Raw genomic sequence first — 17,210 nt, forward strand, 5'->3', positions numbered from 1 at the left:
TACTTGTGTTGCGACACTTGCGTGTCGGCTTAATGTGCATCCGTCAGGATGCCCTGCACGTTTGGTTCGTTCATTCTTTGTTCAGTTTTCAAAGGCCAATCCGTTATCACGTGTTACGTGATGTTCCGTTCGTGACAACTTCTTAATATTATCACCTGCGCAACTCTTTGTCAACACTTTTTTAAAATTTCTTTTTTCGTGTTTTCCATGAAGTGCTCGCGGCAACTTTTATATAATAGCATCTACCTTATAAATGGTCAAGAAATATTGATAGTTTTATATTGACTTATTTATTGTTATATCTTCTCGTTATAATTAAAATGCTCGGTGCCACATTCTAAAGGAATGCAACACCGAGCCCCTAGAAGATGGGACATGCAGGGCTCGAACCTGCGACCCACTGATTAAGAGTCAGTTGCTCTGCCAACTGAGCTAATATCCCATACGATTCTCTTTATTTGAGAACATAGATTATTTTACTCCTGCATTAACAAAAATGCAATAAAAGAAACAAAAAAGAAGAATGAATTTCAAAAAAATTCATTCTTCTTTTTTTAAGCTGGCTCTGGGATATAGGACATCGAAGAAAACTTATTAAATTCCTTCTTGAATAGTAGCTTAACTGTCCCACGAGCCCCACTACGGTTTTTTTCTATGATAACTTCTACTATATTATTCTCGAATTCAGATTCATCTTTCTCTTCTGATCCTTCACGCTCATAGTAATCATCACGATATAAAAAAGCAACGATATCCGCATCTTGTTCAATAGAGCCTGATTCACGAATATCACTTAGAACGGGGCGCTTGTCTTGACGCTGTTCAACACCACGTGAAAGTTGGGATAATGCAATAACAGGCACTTTCAATTCTTTGGCTAATTTTTTCAATTGACGCGAAATGTCTGAAACTTCTTGTTGCCTACTTTCTCTATTATTACCTTCTATTAATTGAAGATAATCAATTACTATTAAGCCAAGTTGCCCTTGTTCTTGTTTCAATCGCCGCGCTTTAGCACGTATTTCAGCAATCCGTATTCCTGGAGTATCATCTATAAACACTTTAGATTGCCCTAGCGTTGCCATTGCCATAATCAAGTTAGACCATTCTTCTTCCGACATTTGTCCTGTACGCAAATGTCCTGCATCTATGTTTCCCTCAGCGCAAAGCATCCGGTTTACCAGTGATTCTGCACCCATTTCTAAACTGAAAATAGCAACAACTTGGTCTGCTTTCGTGGCTACATTTTGGGCAATATTTAAAGCAAAAGCTGTTTTACCCACCGCAGGACGAGCAGCTAGAATGATTAGTTCTTCTGGTTGTAGTCCGGCCGTCATTTTATCTAAAGCGATATACCCGGTTGGTATACCAGTAACGTCTCCGGTTTGTTGAGACAGCAGTTCGATATTTTTTAATGATTCATTAACGACATCAGAGATGCGAATGAATCCCGATCTGTTCCTTCGCTCCGATACCTGCAGAATACTCTGCTCTGCACTATCTAAAATGACTGCTAACTGATCATTTTCGTCAAATCCTTGTTGTACGATTTCCGTTGCTGATCTAATCAGATTTCTCAAAATTGATTTTTCTTCGACTATTTTGGCATAGTATTCAACGTTCGCTGCAGTAGGAACAAATGTGGCAATCTCACTAAGATAATCCAATCCTCCAACATTTTCCAATTGATCTTTACTTTCCAATTCATTTGTTACTGTAACTACGTCTATGGCTTCATTTCGATTAAACAAATTCATAACCGCATCAAATATAATTTGATGGTTTTTTCTGTAAAAATCTTTTGGTTCAAGGTATTCCAGAACATTTACTATTGTTTCAGGATCAAGAAAAATAGATCCAAGAACTGATTGCTCTGCTTCCATACTATGAGGTGGTGTGCGATCTCGGAATGTTTCTTCCATATTATCTTCATCCTTCTTTGATTACTATTGATACTTTTTTCTATTTCCGGCTCCACTATTGTACTTCAATTTCTCTTTGTTTACAAACCAAAAACAAGAACGAACGTTCGCTGTTAAAGTAAATAAAAAAGCTGCTCAGGCAGCTTTTTTATTCTTCCACTATGTGTACTGTTAATGTCGCAGTTACTTCAAGATGCAAACGGACATTCAACTTTGTAAACCCTAATGTACGGATTGGTTCTTTTAAATCAATTTTTCTTTTATCTAACTTAACTTTATATTGTTTATTAAGTTGTTCAGCAACTTGTTTACTTGTAACGGATCCGAAAAGACGTCCGTCTTCACCAGATTTAGCATTAATTTTTATTACTGTTTCATCTTTTTCCAGGAAAGCCTTTAACTCTCTAGCCTCATCAAGTTGCTCTTGTGCTTTTTTATCTTCAGCTTTTTTCTGACCTTTTAATGCGGATACGTTCGCATTAGTTGCCTCTTCTGCCATACCATTCTTAATCAAGAAGTTTTGTGCATAGCCATCAGCAACATTTTTTACCTCTCCCTTTTTACCCTTACCCTTTACATCTTGCAGAAATACTACTTTCATTTTGGTTCTCCTTTCGGTTCATCTTTATTAGTAATGACATGAACCAATTTTTCTTTAACTTCTAAAATGGTGCTATCACTAATTTGAGTTGCAGCATTTGATAGGTGTCCGCCCCCACCTAATTTTTCCATAATTCTTTGGACATTTACTTGCCCCAGGCTTCTGGCACTGATTCCAATTCTACCATCCTTACGTTGCGAAATGACAAACGAAGCTTCAACATTTTCCATTGAAAGCATAGTGTCTGCTGTTTGAGCCGCGACCACTGTATCGTAAACTTTTCCGTCTTCTCCATATACAACCGCCATTCCAGGGCTAACAAATTCCATAGTTTCCAATAGATGACTTCTCAATAAGTAAGTATCTAAATCTTCTTTTAGTGCCTTCTGGATTAGAATGGTGTCTGCACCATTAGACTGAAGGTAGCTGGCAGCGTCAAAGGTTCTTGACCCCGTTCTCAAACTGAAATTCCGTGTATCTACTATAATACCGGCCAGCATTGCCGTTGCTTCGATTTTCTTGATTGTGTCAATATCATTCGTTTGGTATTCAAATAGCTCTGTAATCAATTCTGATGCTGAAGAAGCATACGGTTCAATATAGACAAGAACTGGATTTTTGGGGAATTCTTCTCCACGTCGATGATGATCAATAATCACTACCTTATTTGAAATAGCCATTAATTCTGGCGCAGGAACCATGCTTGGTTTATGAACATCTACCAATACAATTAATGAATCTTCAGTCACCATTTCTTTCGCTTTTTCAGAATCGATAAAATATTTGGATATATTTGTATCTTTATCAATCACATCCATCATACGAATCATGTCATTTGATAATTGTTCTGTTTCCATTATTATCCAGGCTTCTTTATTATTCATCTGAACAATTCGTCGAAGACCTAAACAAGATCCCAAAACATCCATGTCTGGATAGTTATGACCCATGACAAAAACTTTGTCGGAATTTATGATTAATTCTTCCAACGCTTGGCTAATCATCCTTGCACGAATGCGCGTTCGTTTTTCCATAGGGTTCGTTTTCCCGCCATAAAAACGGGCTTCTTCATCTCCACCTCGGACAACAACTTGATCTCCACCACGAGCTAATGCTAAGTCAACATTAGTTTGTGCCAGCTGGGCAATATCTTTCCACTTCACCTGATTTGATGTTGACTGATGGGATATACCCATACTTAGTGTAAGCGGAAAATTTTGTTTGGAAGTTCTTTCTCTAATTTGATCAACAATTTCAAATTTACTTGCTTCAAGTCTCTCGAGTGCTTTTTTTGTCATTAACATAATGAAGCGATCATCATCGACTCTTTTAAGATAGACATTATTGACATTAGCCCAATTTGTTAATTGGTTAGTTACATAATTGTTAACATTGGATTTTTTTCGATCATTCATGGATTGGACTGCTTCATCGTAATTATCAATAATGATGTTACCAAAAACAACTTTATCATTTTCATATTTTTCTTCTATGATTGCGTATTCAGTAATATCCATTAAATAGAGAACGCCGATGTCATCCTGAATAATCATTTCAAAATAACGATCTCCCCACTTTATCTTCTTCATCTGGTCACTGTTATACTCCAGTATCCACTTTGCTAGTTCTTCATCAACCTCATCAATTTTCCTACCCAAAATATCCTTCTTTTGAAAATAACGAATTAAATAGGGATTGGTCCATTGAATTTCATGTTTTTCATTATAAAGAAGAATCCCTATAGGCATCTGTATCAGTGCCTCTTGTTCTCCTTTTTTGATTCTATAGGATAAATCAGACACATATTTATTCGTTTCCTCTATCAGATAATCAGTAGAATAGTATAACAACCAGGCCGTTGTAATTACCAATAGCGTAATTGCTATACCTATTTTCCAATCAGCTAAAAAAGTTAAAACGATTAACAGTACCAATGAAATCAAAATGATTGTTGATGGGGTTTTTATTCTCTCTTCCCGCAAAAAGGCAGGGAGGTTAGCAATCTTTTCCCTTATTTTCATTGTTACTCCTCTTCTATTTATAGTTGGGTTTAGTGTATTTATTTTAACATAAGGTCGTTTTTATAGCCACAATTGGAAAATGGCATCAACGTTCCACGTGGAACATTATCTTGCCTTTACCAGTGGCAACTTCACTATTGTTTCACGTGAAACTTTTCATGCTTTTTTACTAATATGTTTCACATGAAACATATTAGTAAAAAAACCGTTGCTTATACTTATTCTATAATTTTTAGTCTACATACTTTTATAATAAATATGCTTGTTGATTACTCTATTAATTTTATATTTAAAAAGCTTCATGTTGTTGATAACTTTTAATTGTTATCCCCAAAAAAAGTTATCCAAGCTGTGCATAACTTTTTTTGGGATGTTCATCTCCCTTACATACCAAGGTTATTTAAAGTTTACTCACATGTGGATAACAAAAAGAAATATTGATTCAATTATCTTTTGCATATGTGTATAACTTTTGACGCTTGTGGAAAACATTTTTTTGCAATTTTATCCCTGTATAAAAATTCCAGCAGATATGTATAGTCTAAAATACAATAAAAGACCCCAGATTATCATGTGATAATCTGGGGTCTTGATTTTAGAGTTATTATTCTGCAACAGTGAAAGGCATCAAAGCAATAATACGAGCACGTTTGATTGAAACAGTCAACGTTCTTTGATGTTTAGCACATGTACCAGTTACGCGACGAGGTAAAATTTTACCTTTTTCGGATACGTAACGTTTCATAAGATCAGTATCTTTGTAATCTACATGATCAATGTGATTTGCGCAGAAGTGGCATACTTTTTTACGCTTACGTCCGCGACGGGCACCACCACGTTGTTGAGCCATGTTATTTCCTCCTTTTTTACGATCCAATTAGTTCAAGATATTAGAATGGCAAGTCGTCATCAGAGATGTCGATTGACTGTCCGCTTGACAGGAATGGATCTTCATTCGAATTATAGTCATTAAAGTTGTTTGGTTGATTATTTTGGTTCGATTGGTAAGACGATTGATTATTATTTTGATTGTATTGATTTGAATTGTTATGGGAAGCAGGGCTAGAAGAATCATTTCCTTTTGGCCTTTGCTCTGTAACATTTCTCGATTCAAGTAGGGTAAAGTTTTCTGCAACAACTTCCGTAACATAAACACGTTGGCCTTGTTGGTTTTCATAGTTACGTGTTTGAATACGTCCTTGAATTCCTACTAATGAGCCTTTTCTAGTAAAGTTAGCAAAGTTTTCTGCAGCTTTTCGCCACATAACACAATTAATAAAATCCGTTTCACGTTCACCAGATTGGCTTTTGAACTGACGGTCCACTGCAATAGAGAATGAACCTATAGCTGTACCATTTGATGTATAACGTAAATCGACATCTTTGGTTAATCTACCTGTTAGAACAACATTATTAATCATCTTTTCTTACATCCCCCTTAAAATGTTTCACATGGAACATTTTATGCTTCTTGTTTGATGATGATATGACGAAGAATATCGTTATTGATCTTAGCTAGACGGTCAAATTCTTGAATCGCTGTAGCTTCAGAAGTTTCGATTGTAGCGATATGGTAGATACCTTCGCGGAAATCGTTAATTTCGTAAGCTAAACGACGTTTTGACCAGTCTTTTGATTCAATAATTGTAGCGCCATTATCAGTTAGGATTGTGTCAAAGCGTTTAACCAATTCAGCTTTATCTGCTTCATCGATGTTCGGACGGATAATGTAGTTAATTTCGTATTGAGTCATTGTACTGTCACCTCCTTATGGACTTTGGCTCTCACTTTGTGCAAGAGCAAGGAGAGTATTCTTTTGAAATACTCACGTTTAAATATTTTACCACAAGCCATCTAAAGTTGCAAGAAAATAATTAAACCCCCAGAAATAAATTTCTTCCGGGGGCTTTTAGACTATTCTTCTTCTGATTCCTCAAAAATCTCCTCTGCAAATTGTTGCATATCGGATTTGATTTCCTCATCAGATTTTCTTACGTGTGCTACTTCTAATTCATCAATCAATTCTTCCTCTTCAGGCTCTACTACAGCCATCGTTGAAACTTTAGATTCATCATCCAAGCGCATTAAACGTACACCTAATGTCGCTCTACCTGTTTGTGAAACATCTTTAGCATGGAAACGAATCATTACACCTTTATTGGTGATAATCATGATATCGTCTTCTTCCTTAACAGTTCTTAAACCTACCAGGTTACCGTTTTTCTCAGTAATATTGGCTGTCTTGATTCCTTTACCACCACGACCTTTAATGGCGTACTCATCAATATTGGTACGTTTTCCATATCCTTTTTCAGTAATGACAAGAACTGTTGTGTCTTCTTCAAGAATATCCATTCCTACAATGAAGTCATTTTCTCGTAACCTTGCCCCACGAACTCCTGTGGCAGTACGACCCATGGTCCGAACATCATTTTCATTGAAGCTGACGGAGTAACCGAAGTGTGTACCTAAAATAATGTTTTTATTGCCATCAGTTAAAACGACCTTGATTAATTCATCGCCTTCATTCAGATTAATAGCACGCAAACCACTTTGGCGTATATTAGTGAATTCAGGAGTTGCTGTCCGTTTAACAGTACCTTGTTTGGTTACGAAGAATAAATGTTCTCCTTCAACCGGTTTATTACCGGATAGGTTGATAATAGTTTGAATTTTTTCACCTGCATCAAGGTTCAATAAGTTAATAATCGGTAGTCCTTTAGCGGTACGGCCGTATTCCGGAATTTCATAACCTTTTGTTTTGTATACCTTGCCTTGATTTGAGAAGTAGAGAAGGGTGTCATGTGTAGAAGTGGTTAATAATGTCTCAATGAAATCATCATTATGAACACCCATACCTTGAACGCCCCGACCACCACGTCTTTGCGCACGGAATTCACTATTTGCCATGCGTTTAATATAGCCGTTATATGTCAAACTGACGATGACTTCTTCTTCGTCAATCAAATCTTCATCGTCCAGAGATAACACTTCTCCGACCATCAACTCAGTACGACGATCATCCCCGAAACGTTCCTGGATTTCCAATAGTTCATCGTAGATAATTTGGAAAATACGTTGTTCGCTGGCCAAAATATCGGCTAAGTCAGCAATAAGTGCTTGTAGATCATTGTACTCACCTTCAATTTTGTCGCGTTCCAAGCCTGTCAAACGAACCATACGCATATCTAAAATAGCTTGTGCTTGTTTATCTGATAGACCGTAGTCATCTATAAATTTTTGTTTCGCGACATCTCCACTTGGAGAGCTTCTCAAAATATTAACGATTTCGTCAATATGATCCAGCGCAATTCTTAAACCTTCTAGAATATGCGCACGTGCTTCCGCTTTTTTCTTGTCATAACTCGTACGACGACGCAATACTTCTTTTTGATGTTCCAGGTAATGTGACAAAATGCTCTTTAGGCCTAATGTTTCTGGAATACCATTAACAATCGCAAGCATATTGAAACCGAATGAAGATTGTAGCGGCGTCAGTTTATATAAATTATTTAAAATAACTGAGGCACTAACATCTTTACGGACATCGATGACGATACGCATACCATCACGGTCTGATTCATCCGCCAAATCAGTAATACCTTCAATTCTTTTATCACGTGCCAATTCAGCAATACGCTCAACCAACTTGGCTTTGTTTACAACATAGGGTAATTCTGTAATCAAAATACGTTCTTTACCATTTTTCAATGTCTCAATTTCGACGCGTCCGCGTACAATAATGGAGCCACGACCCGTTTCATATGCTTTACGGATACCGGATTTCCCAATAACAATCCCACCCGTTGGGAAGTCAGGACCAGGTAAAACGTCCATCAAATCTGCCGTTGTAGCATCGGGATTATTCATTAATACATGAAGAGCTGAAATAACTTCTGTTAAGTTATGAGGTGGGATATTCGTTGCCATCCCAACAGCGATACCAGAAGCTCCGTTAACAAGAAGGTTAGGGAAGCGTGCTGGTAAAACATCTGGCTCACGTTCACTACCATCGTAGTTGTCATGAAAATCAATCGTATCTTTGTTAATATCACGTAATAACTCTAATGCGATTTTAGACATTCTTGCTTCAGTATAACGCATGGCAGCTGCACCGTCGCCATCGATTGATCCAAAGTTTCCGTGACCATCTACAAGCATATAACGGTAACTAAAATCTTGTGCCATTCGCACCATGGATTCATAAATTGCACTATCGCCGTGAGGGTGATATTTACCCATTACGTCCCCAACGATACGGGCTGATTTTTTATGGGACTTGTCAGGAGTAATTCCCAATTCATTCATACCATACAAAATTCGGCGATGTACCGGTTTTAACCCATCACGAACATCCGGAAGGGCACGCGAAACGATAACACTCATCGCGTATTCTAGGAACGATTTTCGCATTTCTTTGCTGAGATCACGGACTTCCATGCCAGCATCTAATTCTTTATTTTCTCCGTCCATTTACTTGATGACCATCCTTCCTACACATCTAGATTTTCTACGTATTCAGCATTTTCTTGAATAAAATTACGTCTAGGTTCAACTTTTTCACCCATTAACATACTCAATACGTTATCAGCATCGATTGCGTCATCAACTGAAACTTGGGCAAAACGGCGATTTTCTGGGTTCATTGTTGTTTCCCATAATTGTTCCGCGTCCATTTCACCTAAACCTTTATAACGTTGAACTGATGGTTTTGGTGAAGCTGGTATAGTTTTCAAATACGCATCCAACTCTTCTTGGCTTTGTAGGTATACTTCTTTTTTACCTTGTTTAACCTGGAACAAAGGAGGCTGCGCAATATAAACATATCCCGCTTCTACAAGTGGACGCATATAACGATAAAATAGCGTCAATAATAGGGTACGAATATGAGCCCCATCGACGTCCGCATCGGTCATAATCACCAATTTGTGGTAACGCGATTTGGATACATCAAATTCTGCCCCAAATCCTGTTCCCATTGCCGTGAATAAGGAACGAATTTCTTCGTTAGCCAAAATCCGATCCAAAGAAGCTTTTTCAACGTTCAAGATTTTACCTCGAATTGGTAAAATTGCCTGGAATATACGCGAACGACCTTGTTTCGCTGATCCGCCCGCAGAATCCCCCTCCACGATAAATAGTTCTGATATAGATGGATCCTTACTGGAACAGTCAGCCAGTTTACCAGGAAGGTTACTGATTTCAAGTCCACTCTTCTTTCGTGTTACTTCACGGGCACGTTTAGCTGCCAAGCGTGCTCTAGCTGCCAAAATTCCCTTCTCAACGATTCTTTTAGCTGTTTGAGGGTTTTCCATCAAGAATTTCTCAAGCATGCTTGAGAAGAGGCGATCTGTGATTGTACGAGCCTCTGAGTTACCTAATTTCGTTTTGGTCTGACCTTCGAATTGAGGATTGGGATGTTTGATGGATAGAACCAATGTCAATCCTTCACGTACATCTTCCCCAGTCAAATTCTCTTCGTTTTCTTTCATGATTTTAGCTTTTTTAGCATAATCATTTATGACCCGTGTCAAAGCAGTTTTTGCACCCGATTCATGTGTCCCACCTTCGTAGGTATGGATATTATTGGCAAAACTGAATAAGCTTGTGTGATAGCCATCTGTATATTGAAGGGCAACCTCAACCTGAATGTCATCTTGCTCGCCTTCAACATATACAATTTCATCAAATAAGGGTCTCTTATTTTGGTTTAAGTACTCTACATAACTTTTAATACCGCCTTCATAGTGGTATTTATTCACGATTTCTTTTTCGGGACGCTTGTCTGTAATGGAAATATTTAATCCTTTATTCAAGAATGCTAGTTCACGAACACGAACGGTCAATTTCTCGAAATCGAAGACAGTCGTCTCTGTAAAAATCTCATCATCTGGCCAAAATTGTACAACTGTACCATGTCTATCTGTTTCACCCACAACATGCAATTCCTCAATAATATCGCCACGTTCAAAAGAAATTTGGTGAATCTGACCATTTTTATGGACTTGTACAGTCAATTTCTTGGAAAGGGCGTTAACTACTGAAGCACCAACACCATGCAAACCACCAGAAACTTTGTATCCGCCACCGCCAAATTTACCACCTGCATGCAAAACAGTATAAACCGTTTCAACGGCAGGGCGACCTGTATTCGCTTGAATATCTATGGGAATTCCCCGACCATCATCGGAAACAATTACACTGTTGTCCTCTTCAATTGACATATTTATCTCAGATGCAAAACCTGCTAAAGCCTCGTCGATTGAATTATCAACAATTTCCCAGACCAGGTGATGCAAGCCTGCTGCACTTGTTGAACCAATATACATACCAGGACGCTTACGAACAGCTTCAAGTCCTTCTAAAACCTGAATTTGACTGGCATCATATTGCTGAGCTAATTCTTTTTTATTTTGTTCAAACTCTGCCATTATTTTATGCACCTTCCTTATTCACTGAACCGTTTTCGATATAAAATATCGTAGGTTCTTCAATTTTGTTCCGTTTTATACCATCCAGACTTGTGGTCGTTAAAAAGGTCTGGACTTTCTTCTCAATTGTTTTTAAAAGATGTGTCTGTCGATCGTCATCTAATTCCGACAAGACATCGTCCAATAAAAGAATTGGATATTCGCCCAAAACCTCATTCATGCATTCTATTTCCGCTAATTTCATACTCAAAACGGTTGTCCTCTGTTGCCCTTGAGAGCCGAATTGATGAACATTTTTATCATTCACATAAAAAACAAGATCATCGCGGTGCGGACCAAACAAAGTTGTACCTTGCTCACGTTCGCGTTCCCCAACCCGTTTCTGTTCAGCCAATAGCTTTTCAAACAGTTGGTCTTTGTCATCGTTTTTTTTATAGTCAATTGTTGACTTATAGCGAATCCGTAGATGCTCTTTTCCATTAGAAATTTGATTATGTAAGGGATCGGCCCATTTTTCCAATTGTTCCACAAAAGTCAGACGTGTTTTTATGATGCTTGTTGCCTGAAGGATCAGCTGCTCCGTCAGAACATCAAGATAGACCAAATCGCGTGCTTGACGCATCAACAATTGCTTTAAATATAAGTTTCGTTGCTTCAATAGTCTTTGATATTGCACCAAGTCGAATAAATAAACGTGGCTCATTTGGCCTAATTCCATATCCAAAAATTTCCGTCTATTGCTCGGGGGACCTTTTACTAAGTCCAAATCTTCCGGAGCAAATAAAACCACATTAAGTTTACCAACGTAATCAGACAGTCTTTTTTGTTCTAAATGATTCACTTTAGCTATTTTTCCCTTTTTAGTAAATTTCAACTCAAGGGGATAATCGCTGGCGCGTCTTTCTATCTTACCCGACAAAGTGGCAGTATCCTCTTGCCAACGAATCATCTCTTTTTCGTTAGCAGTACGAGGACTTCTTGCCATTGATAAAGCATAAATTGCTTCCATCAAGTTCGTCTTACCTTGGGCGTTCTCACCTAAAAAGACATTGATACCGGATGAAAAAGCCAGCGTCAATGCCTCATAATTACGGAATTGGCGAAGCGTTATTTCTTTAAGAATCATGGTGAAGATTCATCAACGGTTTCATTGCTTTGAATAAAAAATTTACCTTCGTTAGGTAATTCAACCATCATGCCCGGATATAGTTTCCGTCCCCGACGATTTTCTTTTTCATTATCTACAAAAACAACGTATTCAGATAAATACCATTTTGCCATTCCACCGCTGGAAATAACGTCTATGTGTTTAAGTAATTGTCCCAGTGTAATGAAATCTTCATCAATATAAACAATATTTTTCAAGATTTTCACCCTATTTCATTAAAATAAGCGTGGAACCTCTCGAATCCACACTTTCCACTTATTATTATACACTTTTTTGGGTGAAAATTCAAATAGAGGGCAAAAAAGTGCCTTTCTAACGATTATAGGTTATAAACGACAAATATATACAATTTGTTCAAAAGCCATATATAAATCAAAAAAGAAAGAAGCATGAACGCCTCTTTCTTTTTTTTGATTTATTAATATGTTCTCACAGGTGTAATTAATTGTATGAAAGATTGTGGTATTTCTGTATTGTCGTCGGCTGGTACAACCGTAAACGGACGAATTGGTGCAGTGAAACCAATGACAACATTTTGATGACCAAATGTTCTAAGCGCATCTTTCAAATAATCAGGGTTGAAAGAAATCACTAACGGATCTCCAGTTGCTTCCGTGTACTCTAATTCTTCCTCAACCGTTCCGATTTCAGGTGAATTCCCCGACAATTCAACATGATCAGCAGAAATAGACAACTTAATGACATTATTTTTGCCTTCATGTGATAGAAGGGAAGCGCGATCTGTAGCTTGCAACAAGTCATTCGCATTAATAGTCAACTCTGTAACTGAGTTTGCTGGTATTAATCGATTTGTATCTGGATAGTATCCTTCTAAAAGACGTGAGTAGAAGTACAGGTTTTCAGCTTTAAATAGAACTTGGTTCTGAGTAACCATCATTTCGATTGTATCTTGATCTTCTATTATTTTTGAAAGTTCGGTCAAACTTTTACCAGGAATAATAACTTTATAACTCTTGTCTTTTAATGATTCCGGAACATTAATCGGAATAATACGTTGACTTAAACGGTGACTGTCAGTCGCAACGGCTTTTAATTGACCATTTTCAATAGTGATGTTAACACCGGTCAGGATAGGGCGGCTTTCTTGGGTTGATGTTGCTATAACAGTATGCTGAATAACTTGTTTAAACAAGGTTGTTGGTAATGTAATAACTTCATTTGAATCAATTACCGGAAAGTTGGGATAATTATCGACATCAATACTATTGATATTAAAAGCCGCATGGGCAGACGTAATGGCTGTTTGGAAATTATCTCCCACTTCTATCGTTAATTTTTCATCCGACATTTTTCTTACAATTTCATTGAAGATACGGGCAGGAAGAACAATGCCGCCTTCTTCAATAACTTCTAATTGATTGTCTTCATCTGAGACTGGGACAAATATTTCGATAGAGATATCAGAGTCACTACCACTCAACATTAAACCACTTTGATCGATAGTCATTTTAACCCCGGTTAATACAGGAATAGTCGTTCGGGATGAAATAGCCCGTTGAACATCTGCTAGGTATTTCGTGAATTTGGATCGATTAATTGTAAACTTCATATTGCTTCCCTCCGTCATAAATTATATTAATAAAAAATAGTAGTAGTAGTAGGGGCTGTTGATAGTGTGGAAAACAGTTTGGAATGCATAAAAACAAAAGATTTCCACATGTGGACAACTTGTGCATAAAGATGTTTAAGAATAGTTGAATTATCCACACCCACCAAAATCTATTTATTTTTCAATTTTTCAGTGATGGTTTTTATTTCATGTTCCAGGCTGCTGTCTTTTTTGATGGCGGTCTGAATTTTATCATAAGCATGAAGAACTGTTGTATGATCTTTACCACCAAACTCCTGTCCAATTTTAGGCAAGGAGCTATCTGTTAACTCTCTGGAGAGGTACATAGCAATTTGGCGGGGAAGAACGATACCTTTTGTACGCTTTTTCCCTTTTAATTCTTCAATGGTTATTTGATAAAACTTGGAAACAGTTTGCTGAATCACATAAATACTGAGTGCTTTAGGTTTATCAGTCGGCAAGATGCTTTTTAATGCATCAGCAGCCAGGCTGGTAGTAATGTCTTTACCTTGAATAGCTGAAAAGGCTTGGACTCTTACCAAAGCACCTTCTAGTTCCCGAATATTGGAGTCGATTTGACCCGCAATGTAACTCAATGTGTCATCCGGGATTTCTAACCGTTCACTGTTTGCTTTATTTCTCAAAATTGCAATCCGTGTTTCCAAATCAGGTGGAGTTATGTCGACGGACAGTCCCCAAGCAAAACGAGAGACTAATCTTTCCTGCAATTTTGGAATTTCATTGGGTAACCGATCACTGGTTAGAACAATTTGTTTCCGTTCATCATATAAAGCGTTGAATGTATGGAAAAATTCTTCCTGCGTTCCTTCTTTATCGGCAAAGAACTGAATATCATCAACTAAAAGTAAATCGACACTTCGATATTCATTCCGAAATTGTTCCTGGGTTCGATTCTGAATGGAATTGATAAAATCATTAGCAAAAGTTTCGCTGCTGACATATTTTACTTTGGCATCTGGGCGTAATTGCATCATTTGATGGCCAATCGCATGCATCAAATGCGTTTTACCTAAACCTACCCCTCCATAGAAGAAAAGGGGATTATAAATTGTTCCTGGTTCTTCTGCCACGACGAGTGCAGCAGCATGTGCCATTTGATTTCCTTTACCTATAACAAAAGTGTCAAAGGTGTATTTGCTATTTAGTTGTGCCTGTTTAAACGGTTTTTTTCCGTTAACATGAGGCCTTTCTTTTTCGATAGCAGGCATTTCTTCATTTTTTATCATGAAAATAGGCGATATTTCTTTATTTGTAAATTCATAGATGCCTTCGACAACCCTTGTAGCCAGATTATTTTGCCAATAATCCTTGTGAAGGGAAGACGGAACTTCGATAATGATATTTGTTTCCGTTAAACGAACAGGGACAGCACTATCGATCCATGTGTCGTAGCTGACTTTGGAAAGCGATTCTTTGAATTTTTCTTGTAGATAGCGCCAGAGAGAATAAATATCTTCCAATAGGAGCTTCCTCCTTCTTTTAAATTTTTGATTGTTTTCGCAAATATCAAGTATACATTATTTTAGCATTCCTGTGAAAGGTTTTCCACAACTCTTTAATCTGTGCATAAACATTTCCCAAGGCAGTTAAAAAGTTTTCCACAAGCTGAAAAACAGATGGGGATAATTTCATGAAAAAGAAAAACAGCTAACAAGAATTGTGGATAACCATCAGAAGACAAAGGTTGATATCGTTGGGTTTTCGATGCTTACCCACAAGTTGTGGAAGTTATCCCCTGTTTTTCATTAACAAACTGTTCCTATGTGGACAACTGCTGAAAAAGGTTGGGATAAGGGGCGGGGGGTATTTTGTTTATACCGGGGACTGTGCAAAATAGAGAGAGAATGTGGATAAAAAATATTTTATTTGTTTTAAAAAAAGGTTTATCAATTCAATAAAATGTGCTATTATAATCGAGTGAGTCAAAAATACTTAGTTTTACTTGACAGATAGCCTAATGTTTCCTTATAATGTTTGGGACTATCTAGAAGAATTTTGCATATGTCATTATAGAAGCAAACATTATCAGGAGGTGCAAAAAAATGAAAAGAACTTTCCAACCGAAAAAACGTAAACGTCAAACAGTTCATGGTTTCCGTAAACGCATGAGTACAAAAAACGGCCGTAATGTATTAGCAAGTAGACGCCGCAAAGGCAGAAAAGTATTGTCTGCATAAGATCACTGACCGTCAGTGGTCTTTTTTTTTACATAAAACTTATAGGAAAGAGGATACAGGGTGCGTAAATCTTTTCGAGTAAAAAAAGAAAAAGAGTTCCAGAATGTATTCCATACTGGCTCTTCAAAAGCAAATCGCCAGTTTGTCATCTATAAAATGCCTAAAGAAGGACAGGACCATTTTCGAGTGGGGTTGTCCGTTGGTAAAAAAATTGGTAACGCAGTCACCCGTAATGCTGTAAAAAGAAAAATCCGTCAGGCTCTTTTAGAATTAAAACCGCAAATTAAGTCTGAAATTGATTTTATAATTATTGCACGCCAACCAACTGCGAATTTAACTACAGAAGAAATTAAAAAAAATCTGCTACATGTGTTAAAATTAGCACATGTAATATAGTTCAAAGGAGGAAATTTTGTTGTCTAAGCGGAAGCGATTACTTTTATCTTTGGGACTGGTTATGGTCATGTTGGTTTTGTCGGCATGTGGTAACACGGCTCCCATCACTTCTGAGAGTACTGGATTTTGGGATGGAATTGTTATTTATAATTTTTCTCGTTTCATTATTTTCCTATCAGAAATGTTCAATAATAGTTATGGTATGGGAATTATCATCTTTACATTTATTATTCGGGTCGTTTTAATCCCATTAAATTATTTCCAAACAAAGAGTACACGGAAGATGCAAAAAGTGCAGCCCCAAATCAAAGAGCTGCAAGCAAAATATGCATCCAAGGATACACAGACCCGTGAATTACTGCAATCGGAAATTTCTCGAGTTTATTCTGAAAATGGTGTGAATCCATACGCTGGTTGTTTACCAGCTGTTGTTCAAATGCCAGTGATGATTGCTTTGTATCAAGCCATCAGTCGTACAGAAGTACTACGTGAAGGAACATTCTTATGGATGAACTTGGGAGAACGTGACCCATACTTCATTTTACCGGTATTAGCTGCAATATTGACTTACTACACATCTAAATTGACGATGATGTCTCAACCAGATGGTGGTGGCCAAGCTAAAGCTATGCTGTATACAATGCCAGCAATGATTTTATTCGTAGGTATTTCTTTACCAAGTGCGTTATCATTATATTGGGTAGTAAGTAATGCATTCTCTGTTGGTCAAACATTGATCATGAATAATCCTTACAAAATCATTGCAGAACGCGATGAAGAGGAACGGGCTAAGAGAGAACGTGCAAAAGCGCTGGAAAAAGCTAGAAATCCGAAGAAAAAGAAAAGAAAATAATTTGTTCTTTGAAATGGAAGGATGGACAA

At 37.4% G+C, this 17,210-nt stretch carries 15 protein-coding genes and 1 tRNA gene; 3 read left to right on the plus strand and 13 right to left on the minus strand.

All coding sequences use genetic code 11. From position 1 onward, the window contains the following. Positions 1-369: 369 nt before the first annotated feature. The 13 genes from ACTVAI_RS09055 to dnaA form a co-directional block, all read right to left on the minus strand. Positions 370-442 (minus strand) — tRNA-Lys (locus tag ACTVAI_RS09055). A gap of 112 nt (positions 443-554) precedes the next feature. Then, positions 555-1,922, minus strand: a complete 1,368-nt coding sequence (dnaB, locus tag ACTVAI_RS09060) for a replicative DNA helicase (RefSeq protein ID WP_443474138.1) — start codon at positions 1,920-1,922, stop codon at positions 555-557. Positions 1,923-2,070: 148 nt separating this feature from the next. Continuing rightward, the gene (gene rplI / locus ACTVAI_RS09065) at positions 2,071-2,523 is read right to left on the minus strand and encodes a 50S ribosomal protein L9 (RefSeq protein WP_443474139.1); all 453 of its coding nucleotides are present in this window, start codon (positions 2,521-2,523) and stop codon (positions 2,071-2,073) included. Next, positions 2,520-4,544 (minus strand): DHH family phosphoesterase, encoded by a 2,025-nt coding sequence (locus ACTVAI_RS09070; RefSeq protein WP_443486480.1) that lies wholly within the window; start codon positions 4,542-4,544, stop codon positions 2,520-2,522. Before ACTVAI_RS09070 ends, rplI begins: the two co-directional genes overlap by 4 nt. A gap of 604 nt (positions 4,545-5,148) precedes the next feature. Then, positions 5,149-5,394 (minus strand): 30S ribosomal protein S18, encoded by a 246-nt coding sequence (gene rpsR, locus ACTVAI_RS09075; protein ID WP_443474141.1) that lies wholly within the window; start codon positions 5,392-5,394, stop codon positions 5,149-5,151. Positions 5,395-5,434: 40 nt separating this feature from the next. Then, positions 5,435-5,965 (minus strand): single-stranded DNA-binding protein, encoded by a 531-nt coding sequence (ssb, locus tag ACTVAI_RS09080; RefSeq protein WP_443474142.1) that lies wholly within the window; start codon positions 5,963-5,965, stop codon positions 5,435-5,437. A gap of 41 nt (positions 5,966-6,006) precedes the next feature. Next, the gene (gene rpsF, locus ACTVAI_RS09085) at positions 6,007-6,297 is read right to left on the minus strand and encodes a 30S ribosomal protein S6 (protein WP_443474143.1); all 291 of its coding nucleotides are present in this window, start codon (positions 6,295-6,297) and stop codon (positions 6,007-6,009) included. Positions 6,298-6,458: 161 nt separating this feature from the next. After that, positions 6,459-9,017 (minus strand): DNA gyrase subunit A, encoded by a 2,559-nt coding sequence (gene gyrA, locus ACTVAI_RS09090; protein WP_443474144.1) that lies wholly within the window; start codon positions 9,015-9,017, stop codon positions 6,459-6,461. Between the two features lie 20 nt (positions 9,018-9,037). Further along, on the minus strand, positions 9,038-10,975 hold the full coding sequence (gene gyrB / locus ACTVAI_RS09095) for a DNA topoisomerase (ATP-hydrolyzing) subunit B (protein WP_443474145.1): 1,938 nt from the start codon (positions 10,973-10,975) through the stop codon (positions 9,038-9,040). 4 nt (positions 10,976-10,979) lie between these two features. Then, the gene (gene recF, locus ACTVAI_RS09100) at positions 10,980-12,101 is read right to left on the minus strand and encodes a DNA replication/repair protein RecF (RefSeq protein WP_443474146.1); all 1,122 of its coding nucleotides are present in this window, start codon (positions 12,099-12,101) and stop codon (positions 10,980-10,982) included. Next, positions 12,098-12,340: a S4 domain-containing protein YaaA gene (yaaA, locus tag ACTVAI_RS09105; protein ID WP_443474147.1), complete on the minus strand. Its 243-nt coding sequence runs from the start codon at positions 12,338-12,340 to the stop codon at positions 12,098-12,100. Before yaaA ends, recF begins: the two co-directional genes overlap by 4 nt. A 221-nt stretch (positions 12,341-12,561) precedes the next feature. Then, positions 12,562-13,713 carry a DNA polymerase III subunit beta gene (dnaN, locus tag ACTVAI_RS09110; RefSeq protein ID WP_443474148.1) on the minus strand — a complete coding sequence of 384 codons (1,152 nt, stop codon included), beginning with the start codon at positions 13,711-13,713 and terminating at the stop codon, positions 12,562-12,564. A gap of 170 nt (positions 13,714-13,883) precedes the next feature. After that, positions 13,884-15,215 (minus strand): chromosomal replication initiator protein DnaA, encoded by a 1,332-nt coding sequence (gene dnaA / locus ACTVAI_RS09115; RefSeq protein ID WP_443474149.1) that lies wholly within the window; start codon positions 15,213-15,215, stop codon positions 13,884-13,886. Between the two features lie 582 nt (positions 15,216-15,797). Between dnaA and rpmH the strand changes: the two genes are divergently transcribed. From rpmH to yidC, 3 genes are read left to right on the plus strand one after another with little or no spacing between them, the layout of a single operon-like run. Then, positions 15,798-15,932: a 50S ribosomal protein L34 gene (gene rpmH, locus ACTVAI_RS09120; RefSeq protein WP_076767859.1), complete on the plus strand. Its 135-nt coding sequence runs from the start codon at positions 15,798-15,800 to the stop codon at positions 15,930-15,932. Between the two features lie 60 nt (positions 15,933-15,992). Next, the gene (gene rnpA, locus ACTVAI_RS09125) at positions 15,993-16,328 is read left to right on the plus strand and encodes a ribonuclease P protein component (RefSeq protein WP_443474150.1); all 336 of its coding nucleotides are present in this window, start codon (positions 15,993-15,995) and stop codon (positions 16,326-16,328) included. A 19-nt stretch (positions 16,329-16,347) separates the two neighbouring features. After that, positions 16,348-17,181: a membrane protein insertase YidC gene (yidC, locus tag ACTVAI_RS09130; protein ID WP_443474151.1), complete on the plus strand. Its 834-nt coding sequence runs from the start codon at positions 16,348-16,350 to the stop codon at positions 17,179-17,181. The last annotated feature ends 29 nt before the right edge of the window (positions 17,182-17,210 follow it).

The organism is Jeotgalibaca sp. A127 (assembly GCF_052266745.1).
GTDB lineage: Bacteria > Bacillota > Bacilli > Lactobacillales > Aerococcaceae > Jeotgalibaca.